The following is a 20,845-nucleotide window of genomic DNA, read 5'->3' as shown; positions in this document are numbered from 1 at the left end:
AGATGGAAAATGTGGTGATTATTGATGCCGTGCGCACGCCAATGGGCCGGTCAAAAGGCGGCGCCTTCCGTCATGTGCGCGCCGAAGATCTCTCTGCGCATCTGATGCGTGAACTGCTTAGCCGTAACCCGACGGTGAACCCGGCAGAGCTGGATGACATTCTCTGGGGCTGCGTGCAGCAGACGCTGGAGCAGGGATTTAATATCGCACGTAACGCTGCCCTGCTGGCCGAAATTCCGCACACGGTGCCAGCCAGCACCGTCAACCGGCTGTGCGGCTCTTCCATGCAGGCGCTGCACGATGCCGCCCGCGCCATTATGGTCGGTGATGCCCGGAGCTGTCTGATCGGTGGCGTGGAGCATATGGGGCATGTGCCGATGAACCACGGCGTCGACTTTCATCCCGGGCTGAGCCGGACGGTTGCCAAAGCCGCAGGGATGATGGGCCTGACGGCAGAAATGCTGGCGCGGATGCATCATATCAGCCGTGAGCAGCAGGATGCGTTTGCCCTGCGTTCGCACCAGCGGGCCTGGCAGGCCACCCGGCGCGGTGATTTTGCGACAGAGATTGTCGCCACCTATGGTCATGACAGCGACGGCATCCTCAAACGTTATGATTTCGATGAAGTGATCCGCGAAGAGACCAGCGCCGAAGGCCTGGCGGCGCTGAAACCGGCTTTCGATCCGGTAAATGGCACTGTGACGGCGGGCTCCTCGTCAGCGTTGTCAGATGGCGCAGCCGCCATGCTGGTGATGAGCGAATCACGCGCCCGCGAGCTGGGACTGACGCCGCGCGCCCGCATCCGCAGCATGGCCGTGGTGGGCTGCGATCCTTCAGTCATGGGCTATGGGCCGGTTCCGGCCAGTAAGCTGGCGTTAAAACGGGCGGGACTGAGCGTCAGCGATATCGACGTCTTTGAGCTGAACGAAGCCTTTGCTGCGCAGACACTGCCGTGCATCAAAGATTTAGGGTTGCTGGAGCAGCTGGATGAAAAGGTCAATCTGAATGGTGGCGCGATTGCGTTAGGCCATCCGCTGGGCTGTTCCGGCGCGCGCATCAGTACCACGCTGCTGAACATTATGGAACGACGCGATGCCAGCCTGGGTCTTGCCACCATGTGTATCGGGCTGGGCCAGGGGATCGCAACCGTATTCGAGCGTCTGTAATACGTTGCGTTTTTTTTGTCAGATTTACCCGCCGTTACCGGCGGGTTTTTTCTGTCTGCTGCCGGCGATCAGATAAAGGCAAACGCATCGCCATACATCTGTGACTCGACTGCGCCACGCTCGGCACAGAAACGGTCGCGGGCAATCTTCGCCATCTCAAAGCGTCCGGCGATGTAGATTTCATGTTCGCTCAGCGTGCTGAAATCCTGCATCACCGCGGTCAGTACCGTACCGGAACGTCCCTGCCAGCCCGCTTCAGGCTGTTCAACAACCGGGATCACTTTCAGGTTCGGGTGCTTCACCGCCAGCGCATTCAGCTCGTCCAGATCGTACAGATGCTTAAGCTCACGTCCGCCCCAGTAAATGGCGATATCGCGCTCCGGCTGTTCCGCCAGCGCGGTGAGCAGAATCGAACGGGCGTAGGAGAAGCCGGTGCCACCTGCAATCAGGATCAGCGGCTTACTGCTCTCTTCGCGCAGCCAGGCGTCACCGTGCGGCATATCGACGGTGATCTGACGATCGTTGCGGATCCGATCCATCACCGCCATCGCATAGAGGTTGAGATCGGACGCGCCGATATGCAGCTCAATAATATCTTTTTCCATCGGCGTTGAGGCCAGTGAGAATGGACGCTTATCACGCTCATCCATCACGACCATCAGATACTGCCCCGCGCGAAAACTGAATTCCGCTTCAGGGATCAGGCGAACGCGATAGACCGTGTCGGTAATCGCCTCAACCGAAGTTACTTTACAGCTTAACGTTGTCATGCGTTCCCTCTGTCGGGTCGTCTTTATGGTTGTGCTCGCCATCAACGCTGTGGCGGCTGATCAAGAATACCTAGCTCATCCCAGATAGCATCAATGCGCGCCGTGACCGCAGGATCTTTAACAATGGGCGTACCCCATTCACGCTGCGTTTCACCCGGCCACTTATTGGTTGCATCAAGCCCCATCTTCGACCCCAGCCCGGAAACCGGCGAGGCGAAATCGAGATAGTCGATAGGGGTATTTTCGACTAATACCGTATCACGGGCCGGATCCATTCGCGTGGTGATCGCCCAGATCACGTCATTCCAGTCGCGCGCATTAACATCATCGTCACACACAATAACAAATTTGGTGTACATGAACTGCCGCAAAAATGACCAGACGCCAAACATGACACGTTTGGCATGCCCTGCGTACTGCTTTTTAATCGTCACAACCGCCAGCCGGTAGGAGCAACCTTCAGGCGGCAGGTAGAAGTCCACGATCTCCGGGAACTGCTTAATCAGAATTGGTACCAGAACTTCATTCAGCGCCACGCCCAGTACGGCGGGTTCATCTGGCGGACGCCCGGTATAGGTGGAGTGATAGATCGGCTGTCGACGCTGCGTGATATGCGTCACGGTAAATACCGGGAAGCTATCCACTTCATTGTAGTAGCCAGTGTGGTCGCCGTAGGGGCCTTCTGGCGCCATATCGCCCGCTTCGATATACCCTTCCAGCACGATTTCCGCACTGGCCGGCACTTCAAGATCGTTCGACAGGCACTTCACCACTTCCGTTTTGTTGCCGCGCAGCAGACCGGCAAACGCATATTCTGACAGCGTGTCAGGCACCGGCGTCACCGCGCCGAGGATGGTGGCAGGATCGGCGCCCAGCGCGACCGAAACCGGAAAACGTTCACCCGGATGCGCTTTCGTCCACTCCTGAAAATCAAGCGCGCCGCCACGGTGCGACAGCCAGCGCATGATCAGACGATTTTTACCGATCACCTGCTGACGGTAAATACCGAGATTCTGGCGCTCTTTGTGGGGGCCGCGCGTGACGGTCAGTCCCCAGGTAATCAGCGGTGCGGCATCGCCTGGCCAGCACTTCATGACCGGAATACGCGTCAGATCGACCTCATCACCGCTGAACACCTCTTCCTGACAGGGCGCATTACGCAGCCGTTTGGTCGGCATGTTCAGCACCTGCTTAAACTGCGGCATTTTATCGAACAGGTCGCGGAAGCCTTTTGGCGGCTCAGGCTCTTTCAGGAAGGCCAGCAGCTTACCCACTTCACGCAGGGCGCTCACCTCCTCCTGCCCCATGCCCATGGCCACGCGCTTAGGCGTGCCGAACAGGTTGCACAGCACCGGCATATCGTACCCTTTCGGGTTTTCAAACAGCAGGGCGGGGCCACCGGCACGCAGCGTGCGATCGGCAATCTCCGTCATTTCCAGTTCGGGATCGATGGACTGGGTAATGCGCTTTAGCTCACCGCGCTGTTCAAGCAGCGCGAGGAAGTCTCTCAAATCGTGGTATTTCATGCGGCTTTAACATTCCGGCCAGAGTGAATCGGCCATTATAGGTCTGATTACGCGGAGTTGCTGAGGTTTATACCGCAGCCTCATACGCACTGAAAGGGAACCAGCGGCTGCAGTGCGCGGGTATCGTGCATTCCCTGAATCGGGTCACCGTGGCGAAACAGCTTAAAGTCCTCGTTTCGCACGCTGTGATAACGCAGCTGGTTGTCATGCAGGTGCAGAAAACTGCCTTCACGCAGGGCAATCACCGACTCCGTCGGGTTAACCGCGCAGAACTCCGCCAGACGCTCATCGCGGGTTTCGCCCATATGGCCGCTGACGCTGGCATCAAGATAGTGGGGATTGATCTGCACCGGAAAGAGTCCCAGCGCGGGCAGCACTACACTGCTGCGCACCGGCATATCGTTGGTGGTGCGGATGGAGGGCGTCGCCACATTGCAGCCCGCGCTCCAGCCGAGATAAGGCACCTGTCGCTCACGTACCGCACGCTGAATCGGGACGATGAGATCCTGCTCATGCAGCATCTGGTTCAGAAACCAGGTGTTGCCGCCGCTGACCAGAATCAGTTCTGCCTGTGCAATCGCCTCAGCCGGTGAGGCAAAGGATTGAACCAGCCTGACCGGGATGCCCAGAGAGGCCGTGAGTTCGGCGGCGCGCTGCTGCTGATCGCCCCGGATTATCGCGTAGGGGATAAGGACCGCCGAGCGGATAGCGCGTCGGGCGATCATCGCGTGCAGCTGCGGCTGCGCATAACCCAGCAGCGGCGCATCGTCCGCCAGCCTGCCATTGCTCAACAGAAAGAGTTCCATCAGACGTTCCTTTTGCAGGGGTGAAGGTTATCGAGTCTGATACAGAGTCCTGGTACACGTCAATTTCCCGTTACCGTTTCTGCACGCCTCCGGCCTGCTAAGAAAAGTCTCAATTTATTTTCTCTGCGGGCCGCTTTACCCTGCCCCTGCGCTATAACTCTGGCAACAGGTTTGCTATTCTTAGCGTCCATTCAATGGGAGCCGTTATGGAAGCCTGGTACTTACTCTATTGCAAACGTGGACAGCTATTGCGCGCGAAGGAGCATCTCGAGCGGCAGGAGGTGCATTGCCTCAGCCCGATGATCGCTCTGGAAAAGATCGTGCGCGGTAAACGCACCACGGTGAGTGAGCCGCTGTTCCCTAACTACCTGTTTATCGAATTCGATCCTGAAGAGATTCACACCACCACCATCAGCAGCACCCGCGGTGTCAGTCACTTTGTCCGCTTCGGCTCCACCCCGGCAACCGTGCCGTCGGCGGTCATCGAAGCGCTGGAAACCGACGTCCCGCAAATCCTGCTCGATCCTGAAACGCCACAGAGCGGCGATGAGGTTGTCATCACCGAAGGAACGTTTGAAGGGCTGCGCGCCATTTTTGCCGAGCCGGATGGTGAAACACGCTCGATCCTGTTGCTGAATCTCCTCAACAAGCAGGTGATGCGCAGCGTCGATAACAAGCAGTTCCGCAAGCTTTAAGCCAGTCTGAACAGCGTCCGCGCATTATGATCAATGCGGGCCGCCAGTGCCTCCGCACTCTCACCTCGCCATGTCGCCACCTGATTGACAATATGCGGTAAAAAGCAGGGTTCGTTGCGGCGCGAAGGCGGACGCGGACGCATGTCGCGCGGCAACAGGTAGGGCGCATCCGTTTCCAGCAGCAGGCGTTCGGCCGGGATCAGCGGCAGCAGCTCGCGCAGTTCCAGACCCCGACGCTCATCGCAGACCCAGCCCGTAATGCCCACAGATAACCCCATTTCCAGACAGGCTTCCAGTTCGTCGCGCGTGCCGGTAAAGCAGTGGATCACCGCACCCGGCAGTTTTGGCAGCCAGGGAGTAAGCACCGCAGCGAAACGCGCATGGGCTTCACGGCAGTGCAGGAACACCGGCATATTGAGTTCTGCGGCCAGCGCCAGCTGTGCGTCAAATGCATACTCCTGCTGCTCATGGGCCGAGAGGTTGCGATTAAAATCGAGTCCGCACTCACCAATGGCGACCACTTCCGGTTTTTCCGCCAGCCGGCGCAGGGTGCTGGCGATCTCCAGCGACCATTCGCTGGCATGATGAGGGTGAACGCCCGCGGTAGACCAGCAAAAGCCGGGCTGGCCTTCAGCCAGTCGCTGAGCCTGCTGGCTCTCCAGCGCGTTGGTGCCGGTAATAAGCATGCCGGTGACGCCCGCATCACGCGCGCGTTTAACCACCTTTTGCCGGTCGGAGGCGAATTGCGTGCTGGTCAGGTTTACACCGATATCAAACATAATTTTTCCCACAGTTTGTAAAAAAAACCGCCCGGAGGGGCGGTCTGGATGGCTCGCTTCCCGCCTGTGCGGGTCATACGGTCAGCGTCAGGCGTCGGTATGTTTATCCTCATCCTGTGACCAGCGGCCTTTACCCACATAGTAACGGGAAAAGAATACGCCGACTTCAAACAGGCAGTACATCGGAATAGCGAGCAAAGTTTGGGAAAAAACGTCCGGAGGTGTGAGCAGCATCCCGACTACGAAAGCGCCCACGAGAATATAGGGACGTTTCTTTTTCAGATCTTCCGGGCTGGTGATACCGGTCCAGCAGAGCAACACGATCGCCACCGGCACCTCAAACGCTACCCCAAAGGCCATGAAGAGCGTCATGACGAAATCGAGGTATTTGGCGATATCCGTTGCGACCGTCACGCCGATGGGTGCTGTCTTGGTGAAAAAGCCAAATGCCAGCGGGAAAACGACGAAGTAAGCAAAGGCCACACCGAAGTAGAACAGGAAGGTGCTGGAAAAGAGCAGCGGCATCACCAGCCTGCGCTCATGCCGGTAGAGCGCCGGGGCGACAAATGCCCAGACCTGATAGAGGATCACCGGCACCGCGAGAAACACTGACACGATGATGGTCAGCTTTATCGGGGTAAAGAACGGCGAGGCGACATCGGTTGCAATCATGCTGGAGCCCACCGGCATCTGACTGATCAGCGGTGATGCGACCAGCTGGTAGATGTCGTTGGCGAAATAGACCAGTACCAGGAAAATGACCAGTACGGCGATGATGCAGTTCAGTAATCGCTTACGCAGCTCAATCAGATGGCTGATGAGCGGTTGGGTATCTTCAACGGCCATTATCGTTCATCACCTGCAGAAGAGGAGGTCGCGGAAGGACGCGCAGACCCTGATGACCTGGCGGCGTCGCCAGCGGGTGCCTGTGCCGGTGCGCTGGCCACAGCAGCAGGCGCAGCAGAGGATGGCGCAGCCGGAGCGGATGGCGCAGCAGAGGGTCGCTGTGCGGCCGCGGCCGGTGCGGGTTGCACCGCGGCATCAGCACCCGCTACCGCAGACGGTGCCTGTGCGGGTGCGCTGGCCTGATGCTCTGCTGAGGCTGGCGTCGCGGCGGTTTCCGTCGCAGCAGGCTCAGGGGCATACCGGTGCTGTGCTGAGTGGATGGTGTTCGCTTCGTCTTCCTCTTTTTCAATGTCGATGCTCTGACTGACCGAGCGCTTCATTGAATCTGCCGTTTTACGCAGCTCTTCCATCGACTCCTTCAGCTCAGGGGAGAGCGTGCCACGGCCCGCCTCTTCCACCTTTTTCAGGCTCTCCTGCAACTCCTGCAGTTTGAGCTCCTGCGCCAGTTCATGTTGTACATTGGCTGCCAGCGAACGAATCGCCCTGATCCAGCCGACCACGGTTTTCACCGCAACCGGTAATCGTTGCGGGCCGAGTACAATCAGCCCGATAACGAACACCAATACCAGTTCACTAAAACCAATATCGAACACGGTTTACACCTGCTTGTCGTTCTTGGCTTCTTCTTTGTTAGCCGAAGTTTGCTGTTTGTCCGCCAGCGTTTTGGCAGCGAAGTCAGCGTCCTGCTCTTTCGGTTGATCCTTTTTGTCGTCCTCATCACTCATGGCCTTTTTGAAGCCACGAATCGAAGAACCTAAATCCGAACCCAGATTACGTAATTTATTGGTACCGAACAGAAGTACAACAATCACGGCAATGATTAACAGTTGCCAGATACTGATACCGCCCATGAGATAGCCTCTAATATTCTGTGAAAACGATAAGGTAATGCAGGACAGAGTGCCCTTTTTAGCCGGGCTTTAGCCAGCGACATTACCTTTTTTTAAACAGACGTGACAATCAGTTTGTCTTACGCCAGCCGATTAGCCATGAAACGATTCCTGCCGCCATCAGAACCGCCGGAAAGAGATCCCAATCCGGTCGGGTGAGCAGAACTGCCGTTCCGCTTAGCAGCAGTGTGGCACCGACGCCAAACAGATAACGCGCCTGATGATGACGGACGCGCTGCGCATTGAGGTCGCCCACTAATTTATCGACGCTGTGCCGTAAAAGCTTGTGCTGACGCATGCTGTCGTAAAAGAGTTCTGGCAGCTCCGGGAGCTTTTCAGCCCAGAACGGCGCTTTCTCTTTGACCGCACGGATAATGGCGGGGATACCCACCTGATCCTTGATCCACTCTTCCAGGAACGGTTTGGCCGTTTTCCACAGGTCGAGCTGTGGGTAGAGCTGACGGCCAATGCCTTCCACATAAAGCAGCGTTTTTTGCAGCAGCACCAGCTGCGGCTGCACTTCCATATTAAAGCGACGCGCGGTGTTGAACAGGTTCAGCAGCACATGCCCGAAAGAGATCTCAGCCAGCGGCTTTTCAAAAATCGGCTCACACACCGTGCGAATCGCAAACTCGAAATCTTCGACGTTGGTATCGGGCGGTACCCAGCCGGAATCAACGTGCAGCTCGGCAACCTTGCGATAGTCACGGTTGAAGAACGCGATAAAGTTTTCCGCCAGATAACGCTTATCTTCTTTGTTCAGCGACCCCACGATGCCGCAGTCGATACCGATATATTGCGGATCTTCCGGGTGTTCATAGCTGACAAAAATATTGCCCGGATGCATATCTGCGTGGAAGAAGCTGTCGCGGAAAACCTGGGTAAAGAAGACCTGGACACCGCGTTCGGCCAGCAGCTTCATGTTCACGCCGTGGCGCTCCAGCGTCGCAACGTCGGAAATCGGGATACCGTAAATGCGCTCCATCACCATCATGGTTTCGCTGCAATAGTCGGAATAGACTTCCGGCACATAGAGCATACGGCTCTCTTCAAAATTGCGGCGTAACTGAATGGCGTTAGCGGCTTCGCGTAACAGGTTCAGCTCATCAAGCAGGGTTTTCTCATAATCGCGCACCACTTCGACCGGACGCAGACGACGGCCATCCGGCAGCAGACGCGGAACCCAGCGCGCCAGACGATAGATCAGCTTCATATCCGCTTTGATCACTGGCAAAATGTCGGGGCGGATCACTTTGATCACCACTTTTTTGCCGTTAGATTTCAGCGTGGCGGTGTGAACCTGCGCAATCGACGCAGACGCCAGCGGCTTGATGTCAAAATCATCAAACCAGGTCTCGATGGGGGCGCCCATCGAGGCTTCAATCTGTGCTTTCGCTTTGACGCCATCGAAGGGCGCCACACGGTCCTGCAGGATCGCCAGCTGATCGGCGATCAGCGGCGGGAAGAGATCCCGGCGCGTTGACAGCATCTGACCAAACTTGATCCAGACCGGCCCCAGCTGCTCCATCGCCATACGCATACGCGCACCGGTCGGTTCATGCTGGTGCAGATTGGGGATCCAGAAAATTGAGCGACGCCACAGGCGGAACAGGAAAGTGAGACGTGTCTGCGGGATCAGTTCATCAAGGCCATAGGTCAGAAACACCTTCATGATCAGATATAAGCGGCGGATCTCTCCTAAACTCATTTTGCCTCCAGCTGCGCCAGACGCGCATCAAGCGCCTCAAGCGAACGTTCCATCGCGTCGACCTCCTCAGAAAACCAGGCCAGTTCCAGTGAGCCAGGCGCAACACGCCACTCTTCGGTCATGGCCTGTCCGAGATATCCCTGACGACGCGCTGCTTCACCTTTGAAAAAGCGGAAAGCCTGCTGTGCCCGCTGACTGATGCCCTGCGCGGCGATGTCGCCCACCCAGGGAGCCAGATATTCCGCCGGATCCAGCTCAGCCAGATCCATCAGCGCCGAGAACTGCTGCACCACCTGCAGATCGCCCTCTACCTGCAGTTCACCGCTGCGAATCAGCGGCGTCAGCTGCTGGCGATCGCGAAGCTTTGGCAGACTTTTCAGCGAGGTGATCACCGTGCAGTCGCTGCGGTCCTGCCAGTCAGCTAACACGTCCAGCTGCTGTTCACTGAACACCAGCACCAGAGGAGACGAGAACTCATTCAGGCGCAGTGTCAGGACTTTGCCATTCAGACGTTGCCGCGCCGGCTTAAGGCCGCGATCGCGGTACAGAATACGGTTCAGTGCCGTCTCCATGCCCGCCGTAATCAAAGGAGTCAGGTTCATCACCATCTCACTCAGAACTTAAATCCACGATGCAGCGCCACGATGCCGCCAGTCATGTTGGAGTAAGTGGTATTTTCAAAGCCGACATCGTTCATCATCGCCTTCAGGGTCTCCTGATCGGGATGCATACGGATCGATTCGGCCAGATAGCGGTAGCTCTCAGCATCCTGCGCCACCAGCTGGCCGATACGCGGCAGAATGTGGAACGAATAGGCGTCATACGCTTTGCTCAGCGGGTCCAGCACCGGCTTAGAGAACTCCAGCACCAGCAGGCGTCCGCCCGGCTTAAGCACCCGGAACATGGAGGCCAGCGCCTTCTCTTTTTCCGTGACGTTGCGCAGACCAAAGGAGATGGTGATGCAGTCGAAGTAGTTATCAGGGAAAGGCAGAGCTTCTGCGTTGGCCTGCACGTAACTGACGTTGCCCACCACACCCTGATTGCGCAGCTTTTCGCGGCCCATCTTCAGCATGGAACTGTTGATATCCGCCAGTACCACCTGACCGGTGTCACCCACCAGACGAGAGAATTTTGCCGTCAGATCGCCGGTGCCCCCCGCCAGATCCAACACACGCTGACCGCGGCGAACACCGCTGCTGTCGATGGTAAAGCGCTTCCAGATACGATGGACGCCAAAGGACATCAAATCGTTCATCAGGTCATATTTTGCCGCTACGGAGTGAAACACATCCGCGACTTTGTCAGCTTTTTCGCTTTTGGCGACCGTCTGAAAGCCAAAATGGGTGGTTTCCTGCTGTGATTCATCTGCCATCGGTTTTACCTGCTCCACAAACAATACTTTCCGAAGTGTATCAGAGTCACGGAAGTCAGGCACGCTGCGCCCATACTATTCGTGGAGGCGTCTCACACGCCTGTCACTGTCATCCGCATCCTCATCATCCCTGTCGTCATCTGCCATCCGCTTTTCCGGCATGGCCCGTTCGGCCAGCTGAGGATTGATCGGCCGTTTGATTTCAACGCCCAGCGCACGGAAGCCTTCCGTCTGCGCAATCAGGTTACCGCGCCCCTCTGCCAGCTTTTTCATCGCCTCGCGATAGCTGTTCTGCGCTTTGTCCAGACTGTGACCAATACCGCTCATGTCATCCACAAACAGCCGCATCTTGTCATAGAGGCGTGCGGCCCGATCGGCAATACGCTGTGCATTGCGGCTCTGGTGCTCATAGCGCCACAGATTATTGATGGTCCGTAACGCCACCAGCAGCGTGGTGGGGCTGACCAGCATGATATTCTGCTGCAGCGCCTCACTAATCAGCTCAGGCTGGCGGTCGATCGCCAGTAAAAAGGCCGGTTCAACCGGAATGAACATCAACACATAATCCAGCGAGCGTAAACCGGGCAATTGTTGATAATCTTTTCGTCCCAGCAGGCGGATATGGGCCCGCATGGCGCTGACATGCTCCTGAATCGCCTGTTCACGTTCGATCTCATCATCCGCATTGAAGTAGCGCTCATAGGCCACCAGCGTCATCTTGGCGTCCACCACCACATCCTTGCCCTGTGGCAGCCGCACAATCACATCCGGCTGCATCCTGCCCTGCTGTTCAGACTGAATGCTGACCTGCGTTTCATATTCATAGCCTTCACGCAGCCCGGAGGCTTCCAGCACCCGGCTCAGGACCACTTCCCCCCAGTTACCCTGGATTTTATTGTCGCCCTTCAGGGCTTTGGTCAGGTTGAGCGCCTCCTGCGCCATCTGCGCATTCAGCTGCTGAAGCTGACGGATTTCGTGGGTCAGGGTGTGACGTTCACGCGCCTCTGCGCCAAAGCTTTCATGCACCTGACGACGAAAGCCATCCAGCTGTTCACGTAACGGGCCAATCAGGCTATCCAGGCTTTGACGGTTCTGCTCATCGACGCGACGGCCGCTGTTTTCGAAAATGCGGTTGGCGAGGTTTTCAAACTGGGCGCTGAGACGCTGCTCGCTGTTGGTCAGCAGGCGCTGCTTCTCCTCGGCGGCAAAACGGGTCTCTTCCAGACGGATGGTCACCTCACGCAGCTCCGCTTCCTGCGCGCTGTTGACCTCCAGCTGATTGCGCAGCTCGCGATTGAGCTGCTCGCTTTCATTGCGCCAGTAGTCGAGCTGCTGCAGCCGCTCCGTGGCTCCGCTCAGGGCACCGTGCAGCTGACGCAGCTCCTGTTCCCGCTCGCGGATCTGCTGCTGAAGCTGTTCAGTCTGCTGCTGCTGACGCTGCTGTGCCTCCTGCAGCAGACGACGCTCAGTCTGGAAACTGGCGGCCTGGTGCCCGGCACGAAGCTGTGCCAGCATCCAGCCGATCCCGACCCCGGCAAGCGCCAGACAGATGCTGATGATGATGTGCTGATCCATGATTTCCCCGCGACTTACACTGCTGAGGAAAAAGGTAGAGTCGCACTGTATGAATGTCCAGATAAATTTATTCGCGCTCAGCAACTTAGAGCGCGGTCACGGTCACCCTTCCCGCCTGCCACTCCTCAATCAGAAAAAAGGGCATCGGCAACAGCCACTCACCCTGCTTAACCTGCGCCAGATAGTGCCAGGTGGTTTCGCCCGCGGTGATCGCCACGCGCTGTCTGCTGCCGTCGGCCACACTGGCTTTCCCGGTCATACTGGCAAAGCCGGCATTGCTGCCCACGTGGAACTGCGGCGTCTGCCAGCGCACCGGCGCATGGGCAGGCCACGGCCGGGCCTGATGAAAGTGGAACAGTTCATCGTGATTCAGCACGCTTTCACGTACTGTCGGCCATAACGCCACTTTGAGGAAATATTGATCGGTGAAGCGTTCGCTCCCCCGGTAGTGCGCAATAAAATCACGCATCGCCTGTTCCACGTTGTGAAAGACGCCATGACAACCGCCCCACATCCCTGCCAGCAGCAGTTCGGTGTGGGAAAAGTAGTCACGCATATGGTGGAACCAGTAAGGTGAAGCCAGCCAGGCGCTGACCGCCGCCGCTTCGCGCTCTGAGAGCAGCGAGTCGGCATCGCGGACGATAAAGCGCTTCACGCCAGGATCGTCCATCACCAGAAAACGCCACAGGGTGGGAAACAGGGTTTTCTCATGCGACATATCGACCCGTTGCACATGCGGCTGGTCCAGTCGCTGCCAGACATGCTGCGGCACGCTGTCGTCAAGGTAGATGCGGCAGACCCAGCCGGGATAGAGTTCAGGTGCGACTTCAACGTTTTTAATCAGGGTTTCGCAGTAGCGCGGCTGGTCACCAAACAGGCTGAAGGCAATGACATTCTGGTGCGGCTGTGTGAGATCGGCAGGTTCGGGCTGGGGAGCGGGAAACACCACGCGCTGCCCCTGACTGAAACGCGCATCGGACTGCATCAGCGACGCCAGACCATAGCGCGCCACCTCATCCGGCTTATTCAGCCAGCCACAGACCTCCGTCAGGCCATCCAGCCAGGTTTCAGAGGCGGTGCTGCGCACCGCGGGCGGGGAGTGTGCAATCTTCTGATAGATTTTATAGGACTTCTGGTACTGACCCAGACGCAGCAGACAGAGTGCATAGTCGCTCAGCACCTGCATCTGCTGAGGCAGATAGCGCAGCGCCTCTTCGCAGCACTGGGCGGCCTGGGCATAGTCACCCTGCTGCATGGCGGCACGGAAGCGTTCGGCACCGCGTTCCAGTCGGGCATTAAGAGCGGCGGGATCGGCTTTGAATGCCGGTCGTCGGACAGGAAGTGTATTGCGCATAAGCCTTCTCAGGTTTCACTGAAATGACGCGCCTTATACAGCAGCAGGCCCGATAGGGTCCCGCGGCCTGACGCGGCCTACAGCAAGCGACGCGCCGCTTCGACCACAATCTTCACTGCGTCGCTTTCTGTCTGTTTCATGGTGACCGCATCAGGGATCTCTTTCTGCGTACGGTTCACAATGACGCCTGCCACCATACCGGCGCGGAGGCCCTGGCTGGCGCACATGGTTAACAGTGTAGCGGATTCCATCTCATAGTTGAGGACACCCATCTCCTGCCACTCTTTCATCGATCCTTTGAAACGGCTGACGACGCGGCCTGAGACGGTGTCGTAGCGCTCCTGGCCCGGATAGAAGGTGTCAGAGGAGGCGGTAATGCCGATATGGGTTGTGGCGCCACAGGCTTCTGCAGCCGCCACCAGCGCAGTGGTACAGCCGAAGTCAGCCACCGCCGGGAACTCCATCGGCGCGAAATGCAGGCTGGCGCCATCCAGGCGCACGGAGGCGGTCGTGACCAGCACATCGCCGACGTTGATATGTGGCTGAATGGCACCCGTGGTGCCGACGCGCAGGAAGGTGCGCACGCCAAGCTGAGCCAGCTCTTCTACCGCAATCGAGGTCGAAGGACCGCCGATGCCGGTTGAGCAGACAACCACCGGCTTGCCATCCAGCTTTGCCAGCCAGGAGGTAAATTCACGGTGTGAGGCGAGATGCGTGGCATCCTCCATCAGTCCGGCAATTTTCTTCACGCGCTCCGGGTCGCCCGGCACAATCGCCAGGGTGGCGCCCTGCAGATCGGCTTTCGTCAGGCCAAGATGGAAAACGTCAGACTGTGTCATTTGCAGACTCCTGTTAAGGGATGATAGCGCGCCACTCTACGCCAGCACGCCCGATAAATATGTGACAGCATTCACTTAAGAAAATGAAAGTTACATTTACCGGAAGAAAAAATGCGACATTAATCACACATTAACATCTTCTTCGCCCGGATAACGCCCGGCGGGGCTGTGTCGGGGTCAGGGCAATGTTAAAGAGGTGGATGCGTTTGTTCGCTGCTGATTCTGTTACCCGACACCTGGCACGCTCGCTTTCGGGCCAGGCTATAGTTACGTGATTGCGCCAATGCTTGCACGGAGAGAATAATGAAACCCAGTGATACTTTGCCACAAAAACCGGCGACGGGCGGCTTTGCCCCAGCCGTGCAGCCCACCGCCGACACCACCATTATTACCGATAGTCCGGCCATTCACGCAGGTGAGACTTCCGTGCCCAGTCAGGGCGAAAACATGCCGGCCTATTTTGCTAAACCGCAGTCAGCGGAAGGTCCTTTACCCGTCGTGCTGGTGGTGCAGGAGATCTTTGGTGTGCACGAACACATCCGGGATATCTGCCGCCGTCTGGCGCTGGAAGGCTATCTGGCGATTGCACCGGAGCTCTATTTCCGCGAGGGCGATCCCTCTGAGTATCACGATATCCCGACGCTGTTCAGCGAGCTGGTCAGTAAAGTGCCGGATACTCAGGTGCTGGCTGACCTGGACCATGCCGCCAACTGGGCCGCACGCAACGGCGGCGATATCCGCCGCATGGGCATTACCGGTTTCTGCTGGGGTGGCCGCATCAGCTGGCTCTACGCCGCGCACAATCCGCAGCTGCGCGCCGCCGTGGCCTGGTATGGACGGCTGACCGGCGACCGCACCCTGAAGCAGCAGAAGCACCCGATTGATATTGCCGTCGCGCTCAACGCGCCGGTTTTAGGGCTCTATGGCGGACAGGACGAGAGCATTCCGCTGGAGAGCGTCGAGCAGATGCGACAGGCGCTGCATGCCGCCAATGCCACCGCCGAGATCATCGTCTATCCCGAAGCGGGTCATGCGTTTAATGCAGACTACCGCCCGAGCTACCATGCGGAATCGGCTCAGGATGGCTGGCAGCGGATGCTGACCTGGTTCAGGCAATATGGTGTGACCTCGCAGTAACTGAAAAAGGGGCGCGTCTGCGCCCCTTTTTTGCCACCCGGACCCGCTTCCCTACGCCGTCTCACCACGCAGTTTCTTCGCCGCCGTTACCATATTGGCCAGCGCCTGACGTGTTTCCGTCCAGCCGCGCGTTTTCAGGCCGCAGTCCGGGTTTACCCACAGACGCGCTGCCGGAATCCGTTGTGCGGCCTTCTGCAGCAGGGCCTCTATCCACTCAACGCTGGGAACGTTAGGCGAGTGAATGTCATAGACGCCGGGGCCGATTTCATTCGGATAGTCGAAATGCTCAAACGATTCCAGCAGCTCCATATCGGAGCGCGAGGTTTCAATGGTGATGACATCGGCATCCAGCGCCGCAATGGCATCCATGATGTCGTTGAACTCGCAGTAACACATATGGGTGTGAATCTGGGTGTCATCCTGCGCCACGGCCGCGGTAAGCCGGAACGCCTCTACCGCCCAGGTCAGGTAGGCGGCCCACTCCGACTGATGCAAAGGCAGGCCTTCACGCAGAGCCGGTTCATCTATCTGAATAATCCCGATTCCTGCCTTCTCCAGATCCTCCACTTCATCACGCAGCGCCAGCGCGATCTGCTTTGCGAGGGTTTCCCGTGACACATCTTCACGCGGGAATGACCAGCAGAGGATAGTAACCGGGCCGGTCAGCATCCCTTTTACCGGCTTGTCGGTCAGCGACTGCGCATAGCTGGCCCACTCCACGGTGATCGCCGCCGGCCGGCTGATATCCCCGATGATCACCGGCGGTTTCACACAGCGGGAACCGTAGCTCTGCACCCAGCCGTTCTGGGTGAAGACAAATCCCTCCAGATGCTCGCCAAAATACTCCACCATGTCGTTGCGTTCCGCTTCACCGTGAACCAGCACATCCAGCCCCAGCCGCTCCTGTTCGGTAATGGCCTGCCTGATATGTGCCGCGATGCCGGTGCGGTAGTGGCTGCTGTCGAGACGGCCCTGCTTAAAGTCGAGGCGCAGGCCACGGATCTCGGTGGTCTGGGGAAAAGAGCCGATGGTGGTGGTGGGCCAGGCCGGCAGTCTGAAACGCTGACGCTGCAGGGCAGCCCGCTCAGAATAGGCGCGCTGGCGCTGACTGAGCTGTGGCGTGATGGCCTGCAGACGCTGGCACACTGCGGCATTGTGCACGCGTCGCGAGTGCGCACGGGCGCGCACCGGGGCACTCCATGCCTCCAGCGACGCCGCATCGTTCTGGTTCAGTGCGTGAGTAAGCAGCGAAAGTTCAGCACACTTCTGCAGGGCGAAAGCGAACCAGCTTTTGACCTCATCATCCAGACGGGTTTCCACGCTGAGATCGATCGGGCTGTGCAGCAGCGAGCAGGAGGAGCCGATCCAGACCTGTTCCCGCTGTGCAATCACCGGTTGCAGACGGCTGAACCAGCGGCTGAGATCGGCGCGCCAGACGTTACGCCCGTTGATCACCCCGAGTGACAGCAGCCAGCTGGCGGGCAGTTGCTGATTCAGCTGCTGGAGGTCATCGTGGCCATGAACCAGATCGACATGCAGGCCCTGCACCGGCAGTGCGCGAATCACCTCAATGTTCTGTCCGATGCTGTCAAAGTAGGTGGTCAGCAGCAGTCTGCTGTGACCCTGCAGCGCGTCATACGCCGGTTTAAAGGCGTCGCGCCACGCCTGCGGCAGTTCCAGGGCCAGGGCCGGTTCATCAATCTGCACCCATTCGATGCCCCGCCTGGCCAGTTCTGCCAGCACCTGCTGGTAGACGGGCAGAATCGCCTCCAGCAGCGACAGGCGCTCGAACGGCTCACCTTTCACTTTGCCCAGCCAGAGATAGGTTACCGGCCCCAGCAGCACCGGCTTGATGTTGTGACCCAGCGCCAGCGCCTCATCGACCTCGTCCAGCAGCTGAGTCCAGGTCAGTTTAAACCGCTGTCCCCGGGTAAATTCCGGCACCATGTAGTGATAGTTGGTGTTAAACCATTTGGTCATCTCTGCCGCGGCGGCGGGTTCACCGCTGGGGGCTCGACCGCGGCCCAGGCGGAACAGGGTGTCCAGGTCAACGCTGCCCTCCGGGTTCTGATGGCGTGCGGGCACGTTGCCCAGCATCAGGCTGGTGGTCAGCACATGATCGTACCAGGCGAAATCGCCGACCGGCAGCAGATCGACACCCGCCGCTTTCTGCTGTTGCCAGTGGCGGGCGCGCAGTTCACGGCCTACCGCCAGTAAGTCCTGCTGCGAAATATCACCCGCCCAGTACTGCTCCAGTGCTTTTTTCAGTTCCCGGCGCAGGCCAATACGGGGAAAGCCGAGGGTGTGGTTCAGGATAGTCATGTGCTGTTCTCCAGATAATCTTTCACGCTGGCTTTTACAGGCAGCCAGAGAGGTTTAGCCGTCCAGATGTTTACACTGCTATAATCTGCGGGTACTGTATGTGGCTCAAGCGCAATATGTTCATTTTCGATGTGAAGGACCCTCATGATCGAACTCAAGCACCTGCGGACGCTTCAGGCTCTGCGCAACACGGGATCGCTGGCGGCGGCGGCGGCCCAGCTTCACCAGACGCAATCGGCGCTCTCTCATCAGTTCAGCGACCTGGAGCAGCGGCTGGGATTCCGCCTGTTCGTGCGTAAAAGTCAGCCGCTGCGGTTTACGCCGCAGGGCGATATTCTGCTGCAGCTGGCAGAGCAGGTGTTGCCGCAGATCCAGCAGGCCCTGCAGGCGTGCCATGAGCCGCATCAGACCACGCTGCGGGTGGCGATCGAGTGTCATAGCTGTATTCAGTGGCTGACCCCCGCGCTGGATAAATTCCGTCAGAGCTGGCCGCAGGTGGTGATGGATTTCAAATCGGGCGTGACCTTTGATCCTCAGCCCGCTCTGCAGCAGGGTGAGCTGGATGTGGTGCTGACCTCCGATATTCTGGCGCGCTCCGGCCTGTTCTACTCCCCGATGTTCGATTATGAAGTACGGCTGGTGCTGGCAACGGATCATCCGCTGGCGCAGGTGGAGCAGATTGCCCCGGAAGATCTGGCTGATGAGGTGTTGATGATCTATCCGGTGCAGCGTCAGCGTCTGGATATCTGGCGTCACTTCCTGCAGCCTGCTGGCGTCAGTCCGGCACTGAAAAGTGTCGATAACACCCTGCTGATGATTCAGATGGTTTCCGCGCGCATGGGTATCGCGGCGCTGCCGCACTGGGTGGTGGAGAGTTTTGAGAAGCAGGGTCTGGTCGTGACCCGCACGCTGGGTGAGGGGCTCTGGAGTCGTCTTTACGCCGCCGTGCGCGAAGGTGAACAGCGGCAGCCGGTGCTGGAAGCCTTTATCCGTTTCGCCCGTCAGCACGCCTGTGAGCATCTGCCGTTTGTGCGCGATGCTGCCCTGCCCGGTGCGGTGTTGCAGCGGTAACTGGTCGGGCACAAACCTGCGCGAACGCTGGCAAAATCCCCTATAATGCGCAGCCTGTCGACTGACCATGAGAAGATCTCACCATGACTAATAACGATATTCTGCGCAGCGTGCGCTACATGCTTAATCTGAGCGATGCCGGAATGGTGAAGATTTTTGCGCTGGCGGAATGTGAGGTACCCGAGACGGATGTTCAGGCGTGGCTGAAAAAAGATGACGACGCCGCGTTCCGTCCCTGCCCTGATGTGCTGATGGGGTATTTTCTGAATGGCCTGATTTTTTACCGTCGTGGTAAAAGTGAAGAGGCGCCTGCCCCGTCAATCGAGCGCAAAATGAATAACAATATTTTCATGAAGAAACTGCGTATCGCGTTCGATCTGAAAACGACTGACATTCCTGACGTGCTGAAGCGCGCAAACTTTACCGTCTCGCAGGCTGAAGTAGGGGCGATTTTCCGCAAGCCTGACCATAAGAACTACCGCGAGTGTGGCGATCAGATTCTGCGTAACTTCCTGAAAGGGCTGGCGATGATCCAGCGTCCGAAGAGTGATAAGCCGGCTTAATTTCTGATCGCTTCTGACCCCTGCGTGGTCAGAGGTGGCGCATCTGATCGCAAAGAAAGCCTGCATCCATGCAGCACGGCCTCGCCATCCCTGGCTCGGACGCTTTGCTCTTCAGCTGCGCCACCCCTTCCCTCCCGCTTCATCAGGGCTTTGACAAGAGCAGCACCGGGCCAGCCATGCGGCGGACGCTTTACTTCTCAGCCCGCCATTCCCTCCTTCATGCTTGCACTGAGCCACGCATTTAACAGCGATGGGGCTGTTGCGCCTCCAGGCTTTACTACCCTTGCATCACTCCTTCATGCTCGCACTGAGCCACGCATTTAACAGCGATGAGGCTGTCGCGCCTCATGGGCTGGCGCGTCAGAAGAGCGAAGCGTCCGGGCCAGGGATGGCCCGGCCGATCCACAGGGAGGTGAGATTCCTTCGCGATCGGACGCGCCAGCCCGGGAGGCTGCACCCATCTCACAGCCCTTGTTTAGGTTCGGCTGCTGCGCCCCACCACCCAGCGCTTATGCACCCACAGCGAGGCGAGGATCACCAGCGCACCCGCAATAAAGCTCGGCCAGTGCGGTTTCTCCTGCCAGATTGCCAGATTCACCAGCAGCCCGGCGGGAACGTGCATGTTATTCATAATGCCCAGCGTGCCGGCATCGACCTGCGTTGCACCATAGTTCCACATAAAATAGCCCAGACCGGAAGCCGCAACGCCCAGCCAGACCAGAATGCCCCACTGCAGTGAGGTGGTCGGTAACTTCTGCGGATTACCCCAGGCGCACCACGCGATCACGGCAATCACGACCGCCCCCAGATAGAACCAGGAGAAGGCGGTGTGCTGCGGCATCGGACGGGTCTCCTGCAGACGCTTATACCCTACCATTCCCGCCGCAAAACAGATGTTTGCCAGCTGCACTAACAGCAGCCCGAACCAGAAATGATCGCTGACTTTGTCATAACGGATAATCGCCGCACCGGCCACCGCCAGCAGCGCACTGAACACATAACCGATGCGCAGCGGACGACGGCTGATCAGATCGTAAATCAGCGTCACATACAGCGGCGTCATCACCGTAAACAGCAGAAATTCTGAAACGCTCAGATAGAGATAGGCTTCAAAACTCAGCAGATACATCACCCCGAGCTGCAGCATCCCCACCAGCATATAAAGCAGCAGCGTTGAAGGGCGGTAGCCGCGCCAGCGCAGGAAAGGCAGGAAGACCAGCGCAGCCAGCGCCAGACGCATCAGAACGGAAAACCAGCTGTCCACCTGCCCGGCAAGGTATTCGCCAATCAGACTGAACGAAAAGGCCCACAGAATAGTGGTAATAATTAATAAGAACACGGTCATGACCCTGAAATTAACAGGCCG

At 58.2% G+C, this 20,845-nt stretch carries 20 protein-coding genes; 5 read left to right on the top strand and 15 right to left on the bottom strand.

The genetic code is table 11. The features are described 5' to 3' along the window. Nucleotides 1-2 precede the first annotated feature (2 nt). Entirely contained in the window at nt 3-1,166 is a 1,164-nt protein-coding gene (gene fadA / locus F3I47_RS17360; RefSeq protein WP_150029892.1) for an acetyl-CoA C-acyltransferase FadA, read from the top strand. Nucleotides 1,167-1,234: 68 nt separating this feature from the next. Here fadA and fre read toward each other — a convergent pair whose 3' ends face one another. The 3 genes from fre to pepE all read right to left on the bottom strand — a co-directional run bounded on the left by fre (nt 1,235) and on the right by pepE (nt 4,268). Further along, the gene (gene fre / locus F3I47_RS17355; RefSeq protein WP_009088519.1) at nt 1,235-1,936 is read right to left on the bottom strand and encodes an NAD(P)H-flavin reductase; all 702 of its coding nucleotides are present in this window, start codon (nt 1,934-1,936) and stop codon (nt 1,235-1,237) included. A gap of 41 nt (nt 1,937-1,977) precedes the next feature. Next, a complete protein-coding gene (gene ubiD, locus F3I47_RS17350) occupies nt 1,978-3,462 on the bottom strand; it encodes a 4-hydroxy-3-polyprenylbenzoate decarboxylase (protein WP_009088516.1) in 1,485 nt (494 codons plus the stop codon). An 80-nt stretch (nt 3,463-3,542) separates the two neighbouring features. Then, a complete protein-coding gene (gene pepE, locus F3I47_RS17345; RefSeq protein WP_058958179.1) occupies nt 3,543-4,268 on the bottom strand; it encodes a dipeptidase PepE in 726 nt (241 codons plus the stop codon). Between the two features lie 206 nt (nt 4,269-4,474). Here pepE and rfaH point away from each other — a divergent pair, with 206 nt between their 5' ends. Further along, the gene (rfaH, locus tag F3I47_RS17340) at nt 4,475-4,963 is read left to right on the top strand and encodes a transcription/translation regulatory transformer protein RfaH (RefSeq protein ID WP_009088512.1); all 489 of its coding nucleotides are present in this window, start codon (nt 4,475-4,477) and stop codon (nt 4,961-4,963) included. Here rfaH and tatD read toward each other — a convergent pair. The 10 genes from tatD to udp all read right to left on the bottom strand — a co-directional run bounded on the left by tatD (nt 4,960) and on the right by udp (nt 14,386). After that, nucleotides 4,960-5,742, bottom strand: a complete 783-nt coding sequence (gene tatD / locus F3I47_RS17335; RefSeq protein WP_150029893.1) for a 3'-5' ssDNA/RNA exonuclease TatD — start codon at nt 5,740-5,742, stop codon at nt 4,960-4,962. The two genes, rfaH and tatD, sit on opposite strands and share 4 nt — an antisense overlap. Nucleotides 5,743-5,829: 87 nt before the next feature. Further along, the gene (gene tatC / locus F3I47_RS17330; protein ID WP_009088508.1) at nt 5,830-6,588 is read right to left on the bottom strand and encodes a Sec-independent protein translocase subunit TatC; all 759 of its coding nucleotides are present in this window, start codon (nt 6,586-6,588) and stop codon (nt 5,830-5,832) included. Beyond that, nucleotides 6,588-7,241 (bottom strand): Sec-independent protein translocase protein TatB, encoded by a 654-nt coding sequence (gene tatB, locus F3I47_RS17325; protein WP_009088507.1) that lies wholly within the window; start codon nt 7,239-7,241, stop codon nt 6,588-6,590. Before tatB ends, tatC begins: the two co-directional genes overlap by 1 nt. Nucleotides 7,242-7,244: 3 nt before the next feature. After that, nucleotides 7,245-7,499, bottom strand: a complete 255-nt coding sequence (tatA, locus tag F3I47_RS17320) for a Sec-independent protein translocase subunit TatA (protein WP_009088506.1) — start codon at nt 7,497-7,499, stop codon at nt 7,245-7,247. Between the two features lie 109 nt (nt 7,500-7,608). Further along, entirely contained in the window at nt 7,609-9,246 is a 1,638-nt protein-coding gene (gene ubiB, locus F3I47_RS17315) for a ubiquinone biosynthesis regulatory protein kinase UbiB (RefSeq protein WP_009088503.1), read from the bottom strand. After that, nucleotides 9,243-9,848 carry an SCP2 domain-containing protein gene (locus tag F3I47_RS17310; protein WP_046100983.1) on the bottom strand — a complete coding sequence of 202 codons (606 nt, stop codon included), beginning with the start codon at nt 9,846-9,848 and terminating at the stop codon, nt 9,243-9,245. The genes ubiB and F3I47_RS17310 overlap by 4 nt, the downstream gene beginning before the upstream one ends. A gap of 11 nt (nt 9,849-9,859) precedes the next feature. Then, nucleotides 9,860-10,618, bottom strand: a complete 759-nt coding sequence (ubiE, locus tag F3I47_RS17305) for a bifunctional demethylmenaquinone methyltransferase/2-methoxy-6-polyprenyl-1,4-benzoquinol methylase UbiE (RefSeq protein WP_009088499.1) — start codon at nt 10,616-10,618, stop codon at nt 9,860-9,862. Between the two features lie 75 nt (nt 10,619-10,693). Further along, nucleotides 10,694-12,193, bottom strand: coding sequence for a DNA recombination protein RmuC (rmuC, locus tag F3I47_RS17300; RefSeq protein ID WP_150029894.1), 1,500 nt, complete (start codon nt 12,191-12,193; stop codon nt 10,694-10,696). Between the two features lie 85 nt (nt 12,194-12,278). After that, nucleotides 12,279-13,547 carry a lipopolysaccharide assembly protein LapB gene (locus F3I47_RS17295; RefSeq protein WP_150029895.1) on the bottom strand — a complete coding sequence of 423 codons (1,269 nt, stop codon included), beginning with the start codon at nt 13,545-13,547 and terminating at the stop codon, nt 12,279-12,281. A 77-nt stretch (nt 13,548-13,624) separates the two neighbouring features. Next, nucleotides 13,625-14,386: a uridine phosphorylase gene (gene udp / locus F3I47_RS17290; protein ID WP_009088492.1), complete on the bottom strand. Its 762-nt coding sequence runs from the start codon at nt 14,384-14,386 to the stop codon at nt 13,625-13,627. Between the two features lie 303 nt (nt 14,387-14,689). Between udp and F3I47_RS17285 the strand changes: the two genes are divergently transcribed. Continuing rightward, complete coding sequence (locus F3I47_RS17285; RefSeq protein ID WP_009088490.1) at nt 14,690-15,523, top strand: dienelactone hydrolase family protein; 834 nt, start codon at nt 14,690-14,692, stop codon at nt 15,521-15,523. 51 nt (nt 15,524-15,574) lie between these two features. Here the strand turns inward: F3I47_RS17285 and metE are convergent, their stop codons facing one another. Continuing rightward, a complete protein-coding gene (metE, locus tag F3I47_RS17280) occupies nt 15,575-17,845 on the bottom strand; it encodes a 5-methyltetrahydropteroyltriglutamate--homocysteine S-methyltransferase (protein WP_150029896.1) in 2,271 nt (756 codons plus the stop codon). A 144-nt stretch (nt 17,846-17,989) separates the two neighbouring features. Between metE and metR the strand changes: the two genes are divergently transcribed. Continuing rightward, the gene (metR, locus tag F3I47_RS17275; RefSeq protein ID WP_111208476.1) at nt 17,990-18,916 is read left to right on the top strand and encodes an HTH-type transcriptional regulator MetR; all 927 of its coding nucleotides are present in this window, start codon (nt 17,990-17,992) and stop codon (nt 18,914-18,916) included. 83 nt (nt 18,917-18,999) lie between these two features. Beyond that, nucleotides 19,000-19,479, top strand: a complete 480-nt coding sequence (locus F3I47_RS17270) for a DUF1456 family protein (RefSeq protein ID WP_009088484.1) — start codon at nt 19,000-19,002, stop codon at nt 19,477-19,479. A gap of 475 nt (nt 19,480-19,954) precedes the next feature. Here the strand turns inward: F3I47_RS17270 and F3I47_RS17265 are convergent, their stop codons facing one another. Further along, on the bottom strand, nt 19,955-20,818 hold the full coding sequence (locus F3I47_RS17265) for a carboxylate/amino acid/amine transporter (RefSeq protein ID WP_111208491.1): 864 nt from the start codon (nt 20,816-20,818) through the stop codon (nt 19,955-19,957). Between the last annotated feature and the right edge of the window lie 27 nt (nt 20,819-20,845).

This window comes from Pantoea sp. M_10 (genome assembly GCF_008631515.1).
Taxonomy (GTDB): domain Bacteria; phylum Pseudomonadota; class Gammaproteobacteria; order Enterobacterales; family Enterobacteriaceae; genus Pantoea; species Pantoea anthophila.
The sequence above is the reverse complement of the archived record's forward strand: the minus strand, read 5'-3'. Positions and strand labels throughout refer to the sequence as shown.